We start from the raw sequence: 16,664 nt of genomic DNA, 5'->3' as shown, positions 1-16,664 counted from the left end.
GAAACCAACAAAGGTTCCAAAAATTTGGCATTGACTATCAAACACACTGTTGAGTTCTCAAACAACCGACGCACACCCACAAGACCAGAACCATTCCCGTTCCAGCCCCGCCGGGGCAACCCCTCAACCTTACTCGGTTCGTCCTGCCCCGTCAACTTCCGGCCGAAGCTCTGAAGCGCTGGTTCGAACGACCCGTTCCCGAACGAGGGCGCACGCGGCGTCCTCGTGAAGAAGGATTCGGGTTGTCCGCCCCGGGCCGGCCACCGGTACCCAGCCTCTCGGCTGTCTCCTCGGTGTCCGTTCTCCCTGTCGGGCGAACGACCTGAACATTACACACAGTTCCGCCGGGGTACCAAATCGCCCTCTGACCTGCGCCGATACGCGTCCGACCTGCTCGTGGGCACGGACCGCGGGGCACGCGCTACGACCAGGGGCCCGGGCGAGAGCTCTTCGCTCCCACCCGGGCCCCGGTCACGGCGCTGCGCGCCACGGTCACTCCGCCTCGGTCACTCCGCCACGGCCACCGCAAGGGTCCGCTTGCCGCGGCGCAGCACGGCGTACCGGCCGTGCAGCAGATCCTCCGCCGCGAGCGCGGCGTCCTCGGAGGCGACCTTCGTGTTGTTCACATAGGCGCCGCCCTCGCCGATGGCCCGGCGCGCGGCCGCCTTCGACGCGACGAGGCCCGACCCGACGAGCGCGTCGACCACGAGGTCGCCCGCCTTCGCCGTCGTCCGCGGCAGCTCGGCGACCGCGGCGCCGAGCGTGCCGGCGTCCAGGCCCCGGAGCTCGCCGCGGCCGAAGAGGGCCTGGCTCGCCGCGATCACGGCGTCCGTGGCGCCCTGCCCGTGCACGAGCGTCGTGAGGTCGCCGGCCAGGGTGCGCTGCGCCTCGCGGGCGAAGGGCCGCTCGGCTACCTCCCCCTCGAGGGCCTCGATCTCCTCCCGCGAGCGGTAGGTGAACACCTTGAGGTACTTCACGACGTCCGCGTCCGCGGTGTTGAGCCAGAACTGGTAGAAGGCGTACGGGCTCGTCAGCTCCGGATCGAGCCACACGGCCCCGCCTTCCGACTTGCCCATCTTGGTGCCGTCCGCCTTGGTGATGAGCGGCGAGGTGAGGGCGTGCACCGCAGCTCCGTGCGTCTTGCGGATCAGCTCGACGCCAGACAGCAGGTTGCCCCACTGGTCGTTGCCGCCGAGCTGCATCGTGCAGCCGTGCCGCTCGTACAGCTCCCGGAAGTCCATGCCCTGCAGCACCTGGTAGCTGAACTCGGTGAAGCTGATGCCCTCGTCCGAGCGCAGACGGCGGGCCACGATGTCCTTCGACAGCATGGTGCCCACGCGGAAGTGCTTGCCGACGTCGCGCAGGAAGTCGATCGCCGACATCGAGCCGGTCCAGTCGAGGTTGTTGACCATGCGCGCCGCGGCAGGGCCCTCGAAGTCGAGGAACGGCTCGATCTGCCCGCGGATGCGGTCCACCCATCCGGCCACGACGTCGCGCGACTGCATCGAGCGCTCCGTGGTGGGCCGCGGGTCGCCGATCAGCCCCGTCGCCCCGCCGACCAGCGCGAGCGGCCGATGCCCCGCGAGCTGCAGACGGCGCATGTTCAGCAGCTGGACCATGTGCCCGATGTGCAGGCTCTGCGCCGTCGGGTCGAAGCCCGCGTAATAGGTGACGGGTCCCTCGGCCAGCGCAGAACGCAGCGCGGCCTCGTCGGTGGACTGCGCCACCAGGCCCCGCCAGTGCAGCTCGTCGAGAACGTCGGTCACCGTGTGCTCCTCGGGAAAGGGGGTCGCGACCCGGACGGGTCGCCCTCCTAGTGTGCCCGACCGCTACCGCGACCGGCGCCGCGGTCCCGCGGCGCGGTACGGCGAGACGGTGGGGTCGCCGGCGAGCCAGACCCGCCACGGGAACAGGTCCGCGCGGCCGCCGTCGCCGCTCACGCCCACCCGCGGGCCGGCGACGACCTCCGTTCCGGCGCGGTCGACGGTCGCCGGCACGCGCAGGACGAGCTCTCCCCCGGGGTCGGTGACGTCCCGCCCGTCGTCGTCCCGCGTGACCGCGAGTGCGACCGTGAGGCGCGCCGGGCCGCGCGCCAGGTCAACGTCCGACCGGGTGACGCCCGCGGCGGCGCGCCGCTCGCGCGCCAGGTCGGCGCCCTCGACCACCTCGCCGGCGCGCAGCAGGACCGCCGACGCCTCGCCCGGCGGGCTGCACACGACGTTCATGCAGTGGTGCAGCCCCAGGTGCCGGTACACGTAGACCCGCCCGGCCTCGCCGAACATCGTGCGGTTGCGCGCCGTCTCCCCGCGGAACGCGTGCGAGCCCGGGTCGGCCGGGCCCGCGTAGGCCTCGACCTCGGTGATCCGCACGGTGACGGCGCCGCCGGGGGTGCGGCGGGTCAGGAGCGCACCGAGCAGCTCGCGCGCCACGACGTGCACGTCGCGCTCGAACCAGTCACGGCCAGGGATCATGTCGCGACCCACCGCGCGGTCGCTCCCCGTGCGCGGCCCGCTCATCGCGGCCCGACCGGCGAGGTCGCCGAGGCGGCGACGAGACGACCCACGCCGTCGAGCCGGACGTCCGCCCGCTCCCGCGTCCTCTCGGTGGCGTAATGGGTGCGCTCGTCGGCCATCCATCGCAGCCACTGCGCGTGGGCCTGCTCTCCGTCACGGCGCAACCCTCGCGCGAGCCGCACCCCGTCGTCCGCCTCGACCCACACCCGCACCGCCGCCCACGGGTCGACCTGGCGTGCGGCGGCCCCGCAGCCCTCGACCACGAGCACGGGCGCGGGCTCGACGTCGTGCGCCTCCGCGTACACCTGCGCTTCCCAGTCGTACCGGCGGTACCGTCCCGGCCGCCCGGCCACGAGCGGCTCGAGGACCCATTCGCCCAGCCGACGAGCGCCGCCGTCGGGGCCCGCCTCCCACCCCTCGTAGAGGTCGTCCAGGTGCACCACCTGGCACGCGAACCGCACTGCCAGCTGCGTGGCGAGCGTCGTCTTGCCCGACCCCGCCGGGCCGTCCACGCACACGAGGCGGGTACGGCGCCACGGTGCGGGCGCCGCCGGGCCAGGCAGGCGCGCGGCGGCGCTGCACACCCGGTCCACGAGCACGTCCAGCACGTCCAACGGCACGGTCATCCGGACAGCTCCTTCCCGCGCGGGCGCCGCGCGGTCGCGTAGGTGCATCGCGCCCGCCGTCGCCACGACGGGCCCGCCCCCCATCCTGCCTGCCAGCACGGCGACGGCCGTGCTCCCGCGTAGGGAGCACGGCCGTCTGCGTCCGGTGGGTGGCTCAGCCCTCCGCCCAGGAGCGGAACTCCGCGGACCGTCCCGCGGCCTCCTCGAGCTGCTCCGCGACGCGTGCCGGGGCGGTGCCGCCGACGCCGTCGCGCGAGGCCACGGACCCCTCGACGCTCAGGACCTCGCGGACGCCCGGCGTCAGGTGCTCCGAGATGGCGGCGAGGTCCGCGTCCGAGAGGTCCCACAGCTCGATGCCGCGCTCCTCGCAGACCCGGACGCACGCGCCCGCGACCTCGTGCGCGACCCGGAACGGGACGCCCTGCCGCACCAGCCACTCGGCGATGTCGGTCGCCAGCGAGAAGCCCTGCGGGGCGAGCTCTGCCGTCCGCCCCGTGTCGAACGTGAGCGTCCGGACCATCCCCGCGAACGCGGGCAGCAGCACCGTGAGGGTGGCGACCTGGTCGAAGACCGGCTCCTTGTCCTCCTGCAGGTCCCGGTTGTACGCCAGCGGCAGGCCCTTGAGCGTGGTGAGCAGGCCGGTGAGGTCGCCCACGAGGCGCCCCGCCTTGCCGCGCGCCAGCTCGGCGATGTCCGGGTTCTTCTTCTGCGGCATGATGCTCGACCCGGTCGACCACGAGTCGTCCAGCCGCACGAAGCCGAACTCCTTCGTGTTCCAGAGGATGATCTCCTCGCTCAGCCGCGACAGGTCGATGCCGACCATCGCCGCGACGAACGCGAACTCCGCCACGACGTCGCGCGCGGCCGTGCCGTCGATCGAGTTCTCCACCGGGCCGTCGAAGCCGAGCTCGGCCGCCACCGCGGCCGGGTCCAGCCCGAGCGACGAGCCCGCGAGCGCCCCCGAGCCGTACGGCGAGCGCGCCGCGCGCACGTCCCAGTCGACGAGGCGGTCGACGTCGCGCAGCAGCGGCCACGCGTGCGCGAGGAGCTGGTGCGCCACGAGGACCGGCTGGGCGTGCTGCAGGTGGGTGCGCCCGGGCATGACGGCGTCGCCCGCCGCCTGCGCCTGCCCGACGAGCGCGTCCACGACGTCGAGCACCTGGGCCACGACCGTCTTCGCCTGGTCCCGCAGGTAGAGCCGCACGAGCGTGGCGATCTGGTCGTTGCGGGACCGGCCGGCGCGCAGCTTGCCGCCGAGCTCGGCGCCGGCGCGCTCGATGAGCCCGCGCTCGAGGGCGGTGTGCACGTCCTCGTCACCGAGCACAGGCAGGAACGCGCCCGACTCGACGTCGGCGAGCAACACGTCCAGGGCCTCGAGCATGCCCGCGAGCTCGTCGTCGCTCAGCAGGCCGGCGGCGTGCAGCACGCGGGCGTGCGCCCGCGACCCCCGGATGTCGTACGGGGCGAGGACCCAGTCGAAGTGCGTCGACTGGGACAGCGCCTGCAGCTCCGGCGACGGGCCGCCGGCGAACCGGCCGCCCCACAGGGAGACGTTGTCGGAGGTCCGGCCCACGGTCCCGTCCGGGCCGCCGGGCGTCACCTCGGACCCCGTATCAGAAGACGCCACGTCAGAACTCCCCGGTGCCGAAGTCCACGCCGTTGCCGAACCGCTCGTCGCGGGCCGCGGCCTGCTTGGCGGCAAGGCCGTAGATCTCGATGAAGCCCTTGGCGTGCGACTGGTCGAAGGCGTCGCCCTCGTCGTAGGTGGCGAGGTTGAAGTCGTACAGGCTCTGCTCCGAGCGGCGACCCGTCACGGTGGCCCGGCCACCGTGCAGCACCATGCGGATCTCGCCGGAGACGTACTTCTGGGTCTCGTCGACGAAGGTGTCGAGGTTCTTCTTCAGCGGGGAGAACCACATGCCGTCGTAGACCAGCTCGGACCAGCGCTGCTCGACCTGGCGCTTGAAGCGGGCCTGCTCGCGCTCGAGCGTGACGTTCTCCAGCTCCTGGTGCGCCGCGATGAGCGCGATGGCGCCCGGCGCCTCGTAGATCTCGCGGGACTTGATGCCCACCAGGCGGTCCTCGACGATGTCGATGCGGCCCACGCCCTGGGCGCCCGCACGACGGTTCATCTCCTGGATGGCCTGCAGCGGCGTCACGGCCACGCCGTCGAGGGCCACGGGCACGCCCTGGTCGAAGGTGACGACGACCTCGTCGGCGACCGGCGGGAACGTCGGGTCGTCGGTGTAGGAGTAGACGTCCTTGGTGGGCTCGTTCCAGATGTCCTCGAGGAACCCGGTCTCCACGGCGCGGCCCCACACGTTCTGGTCGATCGAGAACGGGTTCTTCTTGGTGGTCGCGATCGGCAGGTCGTGGCGCTCGGCGTAGTCGATGGCCTTCTCGCGGGTCAGGGCGAGGTCGCGCACCGGGGCGATGGACTTCAGGTCGGGGGCGAGCGACGTCGTCGCGACCTCGAAGCGGACCTGGTCGTTGCCCTTGCCGGTGCAGCCGTGCGCGACCGTCGTCGCGCCGAACTGGCGGGCGGCGCGCACGAGGTGCTTGACGATCACCGGGCGGGAGATCGCCGAGACCAGCGGGTAGCGGTCGAGGTACATGCCGTTGGCCTTGAGGGCGGGCATGCAGTACTCCGCAGCGAACTCGTCGCGCGCGTCGGCGACGTACGCCTCGACGGCGCCGCAGTCGAGCGCGCGCTTGCGGATGACGTTCATGTCCTCGCCGCCCTGGCCGACGTCGACGGCCACGGCGACGACCTCGGCCCCGGTGGCCTCGGCGATCCAGCCGATGGCCACGGAGGTGTCCAGGCCGCCCGAGTAGGCGAGCACGACGCGATCAGTCATCACAGTTCTCTTTCTGGCGAGGGGGTTCGGGTCAAGTCTGGCAGCGCCTGCCTGCGGGGGCCACGGCCCGCCGTCGGTCAGGTCAGGTCAGGTCAGGTCAGGTCAGGTCAGGTCAGGTCAGGTCAGGGTTGGGTCAGCTCGAGGAAGCGGCGGGCGAGGTCGTCGCCGCCGAGCGGGTCTCGCGCGATCACGAGGATCGTGTCGTCGCCGGCGATGGAGCCGAGGACGCCCGGGAAGACGGAGTGGTCGATCGCCGACGCCAGGTAGTTCGCGGCGCCCGGCGGCGTGCGCAGCACCACGAGGTTCCCGGACGCCTCCGCCGACACGAGGAGGTCGCTGCACAGCCGGGCGAGCCGCGCTGCGACGTAGCCGACCTCGCTCTCCCCCTCGCCGGCCGCCTGGACGCTGCGGTCGCCGCCCTCGCCGGGCACGGCGTAGACGAGGGAGCCGGCCGCGTTGCGCACCTTCTCGGCGCGCAGCTCGATGAGGTCGCGCGACAGCGTGCCCTGGGTGACGCTCACGCCCGCGTCGGAGAGCTCGCGGGCCAGCTCGGCCTGCGAGTGGATCGGCGTGCGGCGCACGATCTCGACGATCCGCGCGTGGCGCGCGGCCTTCGTCGCCGGCCCGGTGGCGACGGGACCCGTGGCCGGGCCCGACGACGAGGCGCCGTCCGGGGCGCTCACCGGTGCTCCAGGAGCCAGGTCAGCAGCGCCTTCTGCGCGTGCAGCCGGTTCTCCGCCTCGTCCCACACGACCGACGCGGGCCCGTCGATCACCGACGCGGCGACCTCCTTGCCGCGGTAGGCGGGCAGGCAGTGCAGGAAGATCGCGTCGTCGGCCGCGGCGGCCATGAGCGCGTCGTCCACGCCGTAGCCGGCGAGGTCGGCGAGGCGGTCGGCAGCCTCCTCCTCGTCGCCCATCGACACCCAGGTGTCCGCGGCGACGACGTCGGCCCCGGCCACGGCCGCGCGCACGTCGGTGGTCACGGTGACGGACCCGCCGGTCGTCGTCGCGATCTCGCGGGCGCGGGCCACGACGTCGTCGGGCGGGAGGTAGCCCTCGGGCCCGGCGACGGCCACGTGCAGGCCCGCGGTGACGCCGCCGAGCAGGTAGGACGCCGCCATGTTGTTCGCGGCGTCGCCCACGTAGGCGAGGCGCTGGCCCGCGAGCGCGCCGAGCCCGCCCCGGTGCTGCGCGACGGTCAGCAGGTCGGCCAGGATCTGGCAGGGGTGGAAGCCGTCGGTGAGGGCGTTCACCACGGGCACCCGGGAGACGGCCGCCATCTCCTCGATGCGGTCCTGCCCGAAGGTGCGCCACACGATGGCGGACACCTGGCGGTCCAGCACCCGGGTGACGTCCGCGACGGACTCGCGCACGCCCACCTGGGCGAGGCGGCCGTCGACGATCACGGGGAACCCGCCGAGCTCCGCGATGCCCGTGGAGAACGAGACCTGGGTGCGCAGCGTCGGCTTGTCGAAGAGGACGGCGACGCCCTGCGGGCCGGCGAGCGGCGAGCGCACGAACCGGTCCTCCCGGAACGCCATGCCGAGCTCGAGCACCTCGCGCTGCTCGTCGGGGGTGAGGTCGTCGTCGCGCAGGAAGTGGCGGGGCATCAGTGCTCGCTCTCGGAGGTATTGGGGACGGTGACGGCGGCGAAGAAGCCGGCGGCCTCGCGCGCCTGGTCGGCGGTCAGGACGAGCGGCGGGGCGAGGCGGATCGCGTCGGGCGCCACGGCGTTGACGACGAAGCCGGCGTCGAGCGCCGCGGCGGCGACCTCGGCCGCGACGGGCCGGGTGAGCTGCACCGCGAGCAGGAGGCCGCGGCCGCGCACGCCCGCGACGAGCGGGTTGCCGGCGGCCTCGATCCCGGTGCGCAGCAAGTCGCCCACGCGGCGGACGTTGTCCAGCAGCCCGTCGCGCTCGATGACGCCCAGCGTCGCGAGGCCCGCGGCCGCGGCGACGGGGTTGCCGCCGAAGGTGGTGCCGTGCTGGCCGCGGCCCAGCAGGGTCGCCGCGCGCTCGCCGAACGCGATCGCCGCGCCGATCGGGAACCCGCCGCCGAGCCCCTTGGCCACGGTGACGACGTCGGGCACGACGCCGCCGCCGACCTCGGGCTGCTGGAACGCGAACCACGACCCGGTCCGGCCGATGCCGGTCTGCACCTCGTCGAGCACGAGGAGCGCACCCGCCTCGGTCGTGAGGCGACGGGCGTGCGCCAGGTAGCCCGGGGGCAGGGCCCGGACCCCGGCCTCGCCCTGGAGCGGCTCGACGACGAGGGCCGCGACGCCGCCCCGCTGGGCGACGGCGGCCGGGGAGAACGCCTCCTCGAGCGCGGCCGTGTCGCCGAAGGGGACGTGCTCGACACCGCCGGGCAGCGGCTCGAACGGCTCGCGGTACGCGGCCTTGGCGGTGAGCGCGAGCGCGCCCATCGACCGGCCGTGGAAGCCCCCCTCGAGGGCCAGGACCCGGGTGCGGGACGCGCCCTCGCCGGGTCCGTCGGAACGGTTGCGGCGCGCCATCTTGAACGCCGCCTCGACGGCCTCGGTGCCCGAGTTGGTGAAGAACACCCGCGAGCCGTCGGGTGCGCCCGCGAGGTGCAGCAGCCGCTCCGCCAGCCCGATCTGCGTGGGCGTGGCGAAGAAGTTCGACACGTGCCCGAGCGTGCCGAGCTGCGCGCTGATCGCCGCCGTGAGGGTGGGGTGCGCGTGGCCGAGGGCGTTGACCGCGATCCCGGCGAGCAGGTCGAGGTAGCGGCGGCCGTCCGCGTCCCACACGTACGCGCCCTCGCCGCGGACCAGGACGCGCTGCGGCCGGCCGAACGTGTCCATCACGGCGTGGGAGTAGCGGTCGGTCCAGGCGGCGTTCGAGGCGTCGGCGAGCGCGCCGCCGCTCACGGCCTGCAGGGTGTCGCTCATGCGGACGCCTCCTTGTCCGGGGTGGTTCCGGCCGGGGCGACCGAGGTGCGCGCCGGCACGACCATCGTGCCGTTGCCGCGGGTGGTGAAGACCTCGAGCAGCACGGAGTGCGGCTGGCGGCCGTCGATCACGGTGGCGCGCGGCACGCCGCCCTGCACGGCCCGCAGGCAGGCCTCCATCTTGGGCACCATGCCGGCGGTCAGGCTCGGCAGCAGCGCCGCGAGGTCGGGCGCAGAGATCTCCTCGACGAGGGAGTCCTTGTCCGGCCACGAGGTGTACAGGCCCTCGACGTCGGTGAGCACGATGAGCTTCGAGGCGCCGAGCGCGACCGCGAGCGCCGCGGCGGCCGTGTCGGCGTTCACGTTGAGCACCTGGGTCGGGTCGTCGACGTCGGGGGCCACCGTCGAGACGACGGGGATGCGGCCGGCGTCCAGCAGGTCCTGCACCGCGGACGGGTGCACCTGCACGACGTCGCCCACCAGGCCGACGTCGACGGGCTCGCCGTCGACGACCGCGTGCCGGCGCACCGCGCCGAACAGGCCGCCGTCCTCGCCGGAGAGCCCGACGGCGTGCGGGCCGTGGGCGTTGATGAGGCCCACGAGCTCGCGCGACACCTGGCCGGTGAGGACCATGCGCACCACGTCCATCGCCTCGGGCGTGGTGACGCGCAGCCCTCCGCGGAACTCGCTGTGGATGTCGAGGCGCTCCAGCATGGCGTTGATCTGCGGTCCCCCGCCGTGCACGACGACGGGCCGCAGGCCCACCTGGCGCAGGAAGACCATGTCCTGCGCGAACGCGGCCTTGAGCTCGTCGTCGATCATCGCGTTGCCGCCGTACTTGACGACGACGAGCGCCCCGGCGAACTCCTGCAGCCACGGCAGGGCTTCGACGAGCACCTCCGCCTTCTGCTCGGGCGCGAGCCCGTTCACGACGTCGCTGCTCATGAGCTGTACGCGCTGTTCTCGTGCACGTAGTCGTGCGTGAGGTCGTTGGTCCACACGGTGGCGGACGCGTCGCCCGCGTGCAGGTCGACCACGACGGTGACCTCGCGGGACGCGGCGAGGTCGACCAGCTCGCGCGGCTCGCCCACGCCCTGCGCCCGGCACACCTGCACGCCGTTGACCGTGACGTCGAGCGCCAGCGGGTCGTAGGGTGCGACCTCCTCGGGCACGGTGCCGACGGCGGCCACGATGCGGCCCCAGTTGGGGTCGTTCCCGAAGATGGCCGCCTTGAACAGGTTGGAGCGTGTGACGGCCCGGGCGACGGTGACCGCCGCGTCCTCGGTGGTGGCGCCGGTGACCGTCACGGCGATGTCGTGGCTCGCGCCCTCGGCGTCCGCGACGAGCTGGCGCGCGAGGGAGGCCGTCACCTCGGTGACCGCCGCCGTCAGCTCCTCGAGGCCGACCTCGACGCCCGACGCGCCGCTGACCAGCAGGATCACGGTGTCGTTGGTCGACATGCACCCGTCGGAGTCGACGCGGTCGAAGGTCGTCCGGGTGGCGGTCCGCAGCGCGGCGTCGGCCGTCGCGGCGTCGACGACGGCATCCGTCGTGATGACGGAGAGCATCGTGGCGAGGCCCGGGGCAAGCATGCCGGCGCCCTTCGCCATCCCGCCGACGCTCCAGCCGTCGCGCTGCGCGAGCGCCTGCTTGGAGACGGTGTCGGTGGTGCGGATGGCGTCCGCGGCGGCGTCGCCGCCGTCGCCGGCGAGCGCGGCCGCCGCGGCGTCGACGCCCCCGAGCAGGGCGCCCATGGCCAGACGCACACCGATGAGGCCGGTGCTGCACACCAGCACGTCGCCGGCGCCGACCTCGTCCTCGGGCGTCGCGGCGCTCGCGGACAGGACGGCGGCCACGTGCTCCGCCGTGCGGTGGGTGTCGCCGAAGCCCTCGGGGCCGGTGCACGCGTTGGCGCCGCCGGAGTTGAGGACGACCGCGCGCGCGGCGCCGTCGCTCACCGCCTGGCGGGTCCACACCACGGGCGCTGCCTGCACGCGGTTGGTCGTGAGCACCGCCGCGGCCGTGCGTCGCGGGCCGTCGTTGACGACGAGCGCGACGTCGCGCCCGCCCGACGCCTTGAGGCCGGCGGCGACGCCGGCGGCCCGGAACCCGGCCGGTGCGGTGATGCTCATGGAGCGACTCCTTCGGTGACGAGGCCGGCCGTCTCCGGCAGGCCGAGGGCAAGATTCATGGCCTGGACCGCCTGGCCGGCGGTGCCCTTGACCAGGTTGTCGATGGCGGTGACGGTCACGACCCGCCCGGCGGCCGCGTCGAGCGCGACCTGCACGAGGGCGGTGTTCGCGCCGAGCGTGGCGGCCGTGGTGGGCCACTGCCCCTCGGGCAGCAGCTCGACGAACGGCTCGCCCGCGTAGGCGTCGGCCCAGGCGGCACGCACGTCGGCGGCGGTGGCGTCCTCGTGGCCGGGCGCGAGCCGCGCCGTGACGGTCGCGAGGATGCCGCGCGACATGGGCACGAGGGTGGGCGTGAAGCTGATCGTCACGTCAGGGGCGCCGGCGGTGCGCAGGTTCTGCGTGATCTCGGGGATGTGCCGGTGCGTTCCGCCCACGGCGTACGGCGCGGCGGAGCCGAGGCCCTCGGCCGCGAGCAGGTGAGGCTTGAGGGACTTGCCTGCGCCGGAGTATCCGTTGGCGAGGACCGCGACGACGTCGGCCGGGCTCACGAGGCCTGCGGCGACGCCCGGCTGCAGGCCGAGCGTGACGGCCGTGACGTTGCAGCCCGGCACGGCGATCCGGCGGGCGCCCGCGAGCTGGTCGCGCTGGGCGCCGGTGACGTGGCCCGCGCCGTCCGCGTGCAGCAGCTCCGGCAGGCCGTAGGGCCAGGTGCCCGCGTGCGGCGAGCCGTAGAACTGCTCCCAGTCGGCGCCCGAGGCGAGCCGGTGGTCGGCCCCGAGGTCGAGCACGAGGACGTCGTCGGGCAGCTGCGCGGCGATCTCGCCGGAGGCCCCGTGCGGCAGGCCGAGGACGACGACGTCGTGGCCCGCGAGCGCCTCGGGCGTGGTCGGCTCGAGCACCTCGTCCGCGAGGGAGCGCAGGTGCGGCTGCAGCGCGCCCAGGCGCACGCCGGCGTTCGAGTGCGCCGTGAGCGTCCCGATCTCGAGGGCGGGGTGACGCGCCGCGAGGCGCAGGAACTCGCCCCCGGCGTACCCGGAGGCACCGGCGACGGCGACGCGGAACGTGCGCGGCTCGGTGCTCGACTCGGTGCTGACCATATGCAGCACTATACATACGTATGCAGCCTGTGGGGATCCCTTTCTCGAGGGCCGGGCAGAGCGTCAGCCCACGAGCGGCAGGTACATCACGTGCAGCCCGACGAAGCCGTGCGCGGGACTGCGGAAGGCGCCCGGCACCGTGCCCACGACCTCGAACCCGAGCGAGCGCCAGAGCCGCACCGCGGCCTCGTTCGACTCCACCACCGCGTTGAACTGGATGCCGCGGAAACCCTGCTCGCGATGCCAGGCGACCACGTGCTCGCCGAGCGCCCGGCCCACCCCGAGCCCGCGCGCGGCGGGCGACACCATGAACGACGCCGTGCCCACGTGGTCGCCGTGGCCGGGTCGGTTCGGGCCCATCTTGGCCGTGCCCAGGAGCGTCCCGTCCGCGCCCTCCGCCACGACCGTCGCTCCCGGGGCCCGCTCCATCCAGATCTCCCGCGCCTGCTCGCTCGTGAGGTCGAGCGGGTAGACGTAGGTCTCGCCCTCGCGTACCACCGCCTCGACGATGGGCCACAGCGAAGGCCAGTCGTCGTCGGTGGCGGGTCGGATCGTCAGGGCGGCACGGGTGTCTGCGGTCACACGCGAAGCATAGGGTCGGGCCGTGACCTCGACCCCCACCGACGACGCCGTCTCGGCCGCGGTCGCGGCGGCGTATGACGCCCGCGCCGCGACCTACGACGAGAGCGCCATGCACCGCGACCTGGCCGTCGAGGTCGCGGCGTTCTGCGCGCTCGACGACGTGCGCGACGTGTTGGACGTCGCGACCGGGACCGGCCTGGTGCTGCGGGCGCTCGCGGCCGCCGCGCCACGCCCGCTCGCGATGACCGGCGTGGACCTGTCCCCCGACATGCTCGCCGTCGCCCGGCGCGAGGTGCCCGCGGCCCGGCTGGTGCGGGCCGACGCCGCCGCGCTGCCGCTCGACGACCGTTCCGTGGAGCTCGTCACGTGCGTCACCGCCCTGCACCTGCTGCCCGACCCGGCGGCGGCGCTCACCGAGTGGGCGCGCGTGCTGCGGCCCGGCGGACGGGTCGTCACGGCGACGTTCACCGGGTTCGGGCGACCCGCCGTCGTCCGCCACGCCTTCCCCGTCCACCACGACCGCTTCGCCACTCCGGAGCTGCTGGCCGCCCGGGCCGCGGAGGCGGGCCTCCGGCTGCGCCGGCACGCGGCCTGGCGGCACGCCGGCGGCGACGCGCTGCTGCTCGCCGAGCTCGAGGTCGCCTCCGCCCCCGGGGCGGCGTCGTGACGCCGGCCTCCGCCCTCGAGCTCGCCGACTGGCGCCGCCGGGTCGCCGAGCTGTACGCGGCGGTGCGCGCCGTCCCGGACCCCGCCGAGGGGCACGCGGTCTGGCGGGAGGGTCGGGACGACCTGTTCGTCACCCACCCCCAGAGCCCGCTGCCGGCCGGCGACCCGCTGCGCGCGTCGGGGCTGCCGTCCTGGCCCTACGACCCCGCGCTGCGCTTCGAGCTGCCCCTGCGGCCGGCCGCCCCGGCCACCCTCGACGTCGACACCGGCACGGACGGCACGACCACCATGGAGCGCGTCGGCGTGCTGGCGCTGCCCGGCCTCGGCACGCTCGACGTCTGGTGGCTGGCCCAGTACGGCGGCGGGCTGTTCGTGCCGCTGCGGGACGGCACGGCCGGGGACGGCTCCTACGGCGGGGGCCGCTACCTGCTCGACACGGCCAAGGGCGCCGACCTCGGCGCGACGGACGGCCGGATGGTGGTGGACCTCAACTTCGCCTACCACCCGTCGTGCCGCTACGACCCGGCATGGACGTGCCCGCTCGCGCCCGCCGGCAACCGGCTCGACGCGCCCGTGCGCGCCGGGGAGCGGATGGACTGACCGGACGGCGTGCGTAGGCTCGGAGCCATGCACGCAGTCGTGGCCCGCGCGGCGGGTGGTCCCGAGGTCCTGGAGTACGTCGAGCAGCCCGATCCATCACCGGGGCCGGGCGAGCTCCTCGTCCGCGTCGCGGCGGCCGGGGTCAACTTCATCGACACCTATCGCCGCGCGGGCGTGTATGCGATGGACTACCCGCACGTCGTCGGCGTCGAGGGCGCGGGCACCGTCGAGGCGCTCGGTGACGGCGTCACCGGCTTCGCGGTGGGCGACCGGGTGGCCTGGAACGAGGCGCCCGGCTCGTACGCCGAGCTGGCCGTCGTGCCCGCCGCGAACGCCGTCCGCGTCCCCGCCGGCCTCGACCTCGTCACGGCGGCCGCGCTGCCGCTGCAGGGCATGACGGCGCACTACCTGGTGGCGTCCACGTTCGAGGTCGGCCCCGGTCACGACGTCCTGCTCACCGCCGGCGCGGGCGGCGTGGGCCTGCTCGCCACGCAGCTCGCGGTGGCGCGCGGCGGTCGCGTCATCACGACGGTCTCCTCGCCCGAGAAGGCGGCCCTGTCGTCGGCGGCCGGCGCCGCCCACACGATCGACTACGCGGCCATGGACGACATCGCCACCGAGCTGCCCGCCGTCGTGCGCGACCTGACCGACGGGCGGGGCGTGCACGTGGTGTACGACGGCGTGGGGCGCGCGACGTTCGACGCCTCCCTCGCCTCCCTGCGCCCGCGCGGCACGCTGGTGCTGTTCGGCGGCGCGTCCGGGCAGGTGCCGCCGTTCGACCCGCAGCGCCTCAACTCCGGCGGCTCGCTGTACCTCACCCGGCCCACCCTGGCGCATTACACGCTCACCCGCGGGGAGCTGGAGTGGCGCGCGGCCGAGGTGCTGGGCGCCGCGGCGTCGGGCGACCTCGACGTCCGCGTCGGCGCGACCTTCCCGCTCGCCGAGGCGGGCCAGGCGCACAGCGCGCTCGAAAGCCGCGCCACCACGGGGAAGGTGCTGCTGGTTCCCTAGGTCCTGGCAGAGTATCTTGATGTCGAGATACTCGACGTCGAGAGGAACTGCCGTGGCCGACTGGTCCCCCACCGCCTACCTGCGCTACACCGACGAACGCTCCCGCCCGTTCGGCGAGCTCGTCGCCCGCGTCCTGCGCGAGCCGTCGAGCGTCGTCGACCTCGGGTGCGGCCCCGGCCACCTCACGCCCGTGCTGCGCGATCGGTGGCCGGACGCCTCGTTCGTCGGGCTCGACGCCTCGCCCGCCATGATCGAGCGAGCCCGGGCCGCCGACCCGGACGGCAGGTACGAGCTCGCCGACGTGCGCGACCACGCGGCCGGCCACGGCCCCGCGCCTGAGGCGGACCTCGTCATCAGCAACGCCACGCTCCAGTGGGTGCCCGGCCACCGCGAGCTCCTCCCCGCGCTCGCCGCGACCGCCCGGCAGACGTTCGCGTTCTCGGTCCCCGGCAACCACGACGCTCCGAGCCACCGCACCCTGCGCGAGGTCGCCGGCCGCGCGCCCTACGCCGCCGTCGTCGGGCCGGTCGAGCGCCGCACCGTCGGCGACCCCGCCGAGTACCTCGAGCTCCTGTCCGGGCCCGGCTGGTCGGTCGACGCCTGGGAGACCACCTACACGCACGTGCTCGACGGCGACGACCCGGTGCTGCGGTGGATCTCGGCGACCGGCGCCCAGCCGGTGCTGCACGCGCTCGACGCGCACGACGCCGCGCACGGCACGGACCTGCGCGCACGGTTCGACGCGGAGCTCGGCGCGGCGCTGCGCGAGGCGTACCCGCGGCGCCCGTTCGGCACGCCGCTGGCGTTCCGGCGCGTCTTCGCGGTCGCCACCCGGACGGCGTGACGGGACCGCCTGCAGGCGGTCGTAGGCTCGCGCCGTGACCGACACCACCTTCCCCGTCCGCATCGGGGTCCAGCTCCAGCCGCAGCACGCCGACTACGCCCAGATGCGCGACGCCGTCCGGCGCGCCGAGGACGCCGGCGTCGACGTGATCTTCAACTGGGACCACTTCTTCCCGCTCTCGGGCGACCCCGACGGCAAGCACTTCGAGTGCTGGACCATGCTCGGCGCCTGGGCCGAGCAGACCGAGCGCGTGCAGATCGGCGCGCTCGTCTCGTGCAACTCCTACCGCAACCCCGAGCTCCTCGCGGACATGGCCCGCACGGTCGACCACATCAGCGGCGGCCGCCTGATCCTCGGCATCGGCGCGGGCTGGTTCGCCAAGGACTACGACCAGTTCGGCTACGAGTTCGGCACCGCCGGATCGCGCATCGCCGACCTGGGCGAGGCGCTCCCCCGCATCAAGGCCAGGCTCGCGGCCGGCAACCCCGCCCCGACGCGGCAGATCCCGGTCCTCATCGGCGGCGGGGGCGAGAAGAAGACGCTGCGCCTCGTGGCCGAGCACGCCGACGTCTGGCACTCCTTCGGCGACGTCGACACCCTCACGCGCAAGTCCGCGATCCTCGACGAGCACGGCGACGCCGTCGGGCGCGACACCGCGGCGCTCGTGGAGCGCTCGGTCGGCGTGGGCGCCCCGCCCCAGGAGGTCGGGCAGAAGCTGCTCGACGCCGGCGCCACGCTGTTCACCATCGGCACGAGCGGGCCCGACTACGATCTGTCCCTCGTGGAGCAGTGGGTGCGCTGGCGCGACGAGCGCCGGTGAGCC

The 16,664-nt window shown here is 74.4% G+C and carries 17 protein-coding genes; 5 read left to right on the top strand and 12 right to left on the bottom strand.

What is annotated here, in order from left to right:
• Positions 1-506: 506 nt before the first annotated feature.
• The 12 genes from tyrS to ACWF41_RS20300 all read right to left on the bottom strand — a co-directional run bounded on the left by tyrS (position 507) and on the right by ACWF41_RS20300 (position 12,720).
• Complete coding sequence (tyrS, locus tag ACWF41_RS20355; protein ID WP_380326958.1) at positions 507-1,766, bottom strand: tyrosine--tRNA ligase; 1,260 nt, start codon at positions 1,764-1,766, stop codon at positions 507-509.
• A 63-nt stretch (positions 1,767-1,829) separates the two neighbouring features.
• Positions 1,830-2,471, bottom strand: a complete 642-nt coding sequence (locus tag ACWF41_RS20350; RefSeq protein ID WP_380326955.1) for a DNA-3-methyladenine glycosylase — start codon at positions 2,469-2,471, stop codon at positions 1,830-1,832.
• A 41-nt stretch (positions 2,472-2,512) separates the two neighbouring features.
• Positions 2,513-3,139, bottom strand: coding sequence for a uridine kinase family protein (locus tag ACWF41_RS20345; RefSeq protein WP_380326952.1), 627 nt, complete (start codon positions 3,137-3,139; stop codon positions 2,513-2,515).
• A gap of 154 nt (positions 3,140-3,293) precedes the next feature.
• Complete coding sequence (gene argH, locus ACWF41_RS20340) at positions 3,294-4,739, bottom strand: argininosuccinate lyase (RefSeq protein WP_380316516.1); 1,446 nt, start codon at positions 4,737-4,739, stop codon at positions 3,294-3,296.
• 28 nt (positions 4,740-4,767) lie between these two features.
• Entirely contained in the window at positions 4,768-5,997 is a 1,230-nt protein-coding gene (locus tag ACWF41_RS20335) for an argininosuccinate synthase (protein ID WP_380316504.1), read from the bottom strand.
• Between the two features lie 122 nt (positions 5,998-6,119).
• Positions 6,120-6,680, bottom strand: coding sequence for an arginine repressor (locus tag ACWF41_RS20330; RefSeq protein WP_380316501.1), 561 nt, complete (start codon positions 6,678-6,680; stop codon positions 6,120-6,122).
• Positions 6,677-7,609, bottom strand: a complete 933-nt coding sequence (gene argF, locus ACWF41_RS20325) for an ornithine carbamoyltransferase (protein ID WP_380316498.1) — start codon at positions 7,607-7,609, stop codon at positions 6,677-6,679. The genes ACWF41_RS20330 and argF overlap by 4 nt, the downstream gene beginning before the upstream one ends.
• Positions 7,609-8,910: an acetylornithine transaminase gene (locus ACWF41_RS20320; protein WP_380316495.1), complete on the bottom strand. Its 1,302-nt coding sequence runs from the start codon at positions 8,908-8,910 to the stop codon at positions 7,609-7,611. The genes argF and ACWF41_RS20320 overlap by 1 nt, the downstream gene beginning before the upstream one ends.
• Complete coding sequence (argB, locus tag ACWF41_RS20315) at positions 8,907-9,854, bottom strand: acetylglutamate kinase (protein ID WP_380316492.1); 948 nt, start codon at positions 9,852-9,854, stop codon at positions 8,907-8,909. Before argB ends, ACWF41_RS20320 begins: the two co-directional genes overlap by 4 nt.
• Positions 9,851-11,041 (bottom strand): bifunctional glutamate N-acetyltransferase/amino-acid acetyltransferase ArgJ, encoded by a 1,191-nt coding sequence (argJ, locus tag ACWF41_RS20310; protein ID WP_380316490.1) that lies wholly within the window; start codon positions 11,039-11,041, stop codon positions 9,851-9,853. The genes argB and argJ overlap by 4 nt, the downstream gene beginning before the upstream one ends.
• Positions 11,038-12,138 (bottom strand): N-acetyl-gamma-glutamyl-phosphate reductase, encoded by a 1,101-nt coding sequence (argC, locus tag ACWF41_RS20305; protein ID WP_380316487.1) that lies wholly within the window; start codon positions 12,136-12,138, stop codon positions 11,038-11,040. Before argC ends, argJ begins: the two co-directional genes overlap by 4 nt.
• Positions 12,139-12,201: 63 nt before the next feature.
• Positions 12,202-12,720 (bottom strand): GNAT family N-acetyltransferase, encoded by a 519-nt coding sequence (locus ACWF41_RS20300; RefSeq protein WP_380316484.1) that lies wholly within the window; start codon positions 12,718-12,720, stop codon positions 12,202-12,204.
• A gap of 22 nt (positions 12,721-12,742) precedes the next feature.
• On the opposite strand from ACWF41_RS20300, the gene ACWF41_RS20295 reads away from it, so the two are divergent.
• The 5 genes from ACWF41_RS20295 to ACWF41_RS20275 are packed head-to-tail and all read left to right on the top strand — an operon-like array spanning position 12,743 to position 16,661.
• Entirely contained in the window at positions 12,743-13,387 is a 645-nt protein-coding gene (locus ACWF41_RS20295) for a class I SAM-dependent methyltransferase (protein ID WP_380316480.1), read from the top strand.
• Positions 13,384-13,986 carry a DUF1684 domain-containing protein gene (locus tag ACWF41_RS20290; protein WP_380316477.1) on the top strand — a complete coding sequence of 201 codons (603 nt, stop codon included), beginning with the start codon at positions 13,384-13,386 and terminating at the stop codon, positions 13,984-13,986. The genes ACWF41_RS20295 and ACWF41_RS20290 overlap by 4 nt, the downstream gene beginning before the upstream one ends.
• A 27-nt stretch (positions 13,987-14,013) precedes the next feature.
• Positions 14,014-14,997, top strand: a complete 984-nt coding sequence (locus ACWF41_RS20285) for a quinone oxidoreductase family protein (protein ID WP_380316474.1) — start codon at positions 14,014-14,016, stop codon at positions 14,995-14,997.
• Between the two features lie 52 nt (positions 14,998-15,049).
• Complete coding sequence (locus ACWF41_RS20280) at positions 15,050-15,841, top strand: methyltransferase domain-containing protein (RefSeq protein WP_380316471.1); 792 nt, start codon at positions 15,050-15,052, stop codon at positions 15,839-15,841.
• Positions 15,842-15,875: 34 nt separating this feature from the next.
• Complete coding sequence (locus ACWF41_RS20275; RefSeq protein WP_380316468.1) at positions 15,876-16,661, top strand: LLM class F420-dependent oxidoreductase; 786 nt, start codon at positions 15,876-15,878, stop codon at positions 16,659-16,661.
• The last annotated feature ends 3 nt before the right edge of the window (positions 16,662-16,664 follow it).

Source organism: Isoptericola sp. NPDC055063 (genome assembly GCF_053608125.1).
The sequence above is the reverse complement of the archived record's forward strand: the minus strand, read 5'-3'. Positions and strand labels throughout refer to the sequence as shown.

Bases quoted from the DNA above. Each gene is read 5' to 3' on its own strand.
- ACWF41_RS20350 (WP_380326955.1), bottom strand. From the start codon at position 2,471: ATGATCCCTGGCCGTGACTGGTTCGAGCGCGACGTGCACGTCGTGGCG.
- ACWF41_RS20345 (WP_380326952.1), bottom strand. From the start codon at position 3,139: ATGACCGTGCCGTTGGACGTGCTGGACGTGCTCGTGGACCGGGTGTGC.
- ACWF41_RS20335 (WP_380316504.1), bottom strand. From the start codon at position 5,997: ATGACTGATCGCGTCGTGCTCGCCTACTCGGGCGGCCTGGACACCTCC.
- argF (WP_380316498.1), bottom strand. From the start codon at position 7,609: ATGCCCCGCCACTTCCTGCGCGACGACGACCTCACCCCCGACGAGCAG.
- ACWF41_RS20320 (WP_380316495.1), bottom strand. From the start codon at position 8,910: ATGAGCGACACCCTGCAGGCCGTGAGCGGCGGCGCGCTCGCCGACGCC.
- argB (WP_380316492.1), bottom strand. From the start codon at position 9,854: ATGAGCAGCGACGTCGTGAACGGGCTCGCGCCCGAGCAGAAGGCGGAG.
- argJ (WP_380316490.1), bottom strand. From the start codon at position 11,041: ATGAGCATCACCGCACCGGCCGGGTTCCGGGCCGCCGGCGTCGCCGCC.
- argC (WP_380316487.1), bottom strand. From the start codon at position 12,138: ATGGTCAGCACCGAGTCGAGCACCGAGCCGCGCACGTTCCGCGTCGCC.
- ACWF41_RS20285 (WP_380316474.1), top strand. From the start codon at position 14,014: ATGCACGCAGTCGTGGCCCGCGCGGCGGGTGGTCCCGAGGTCCTGGAG.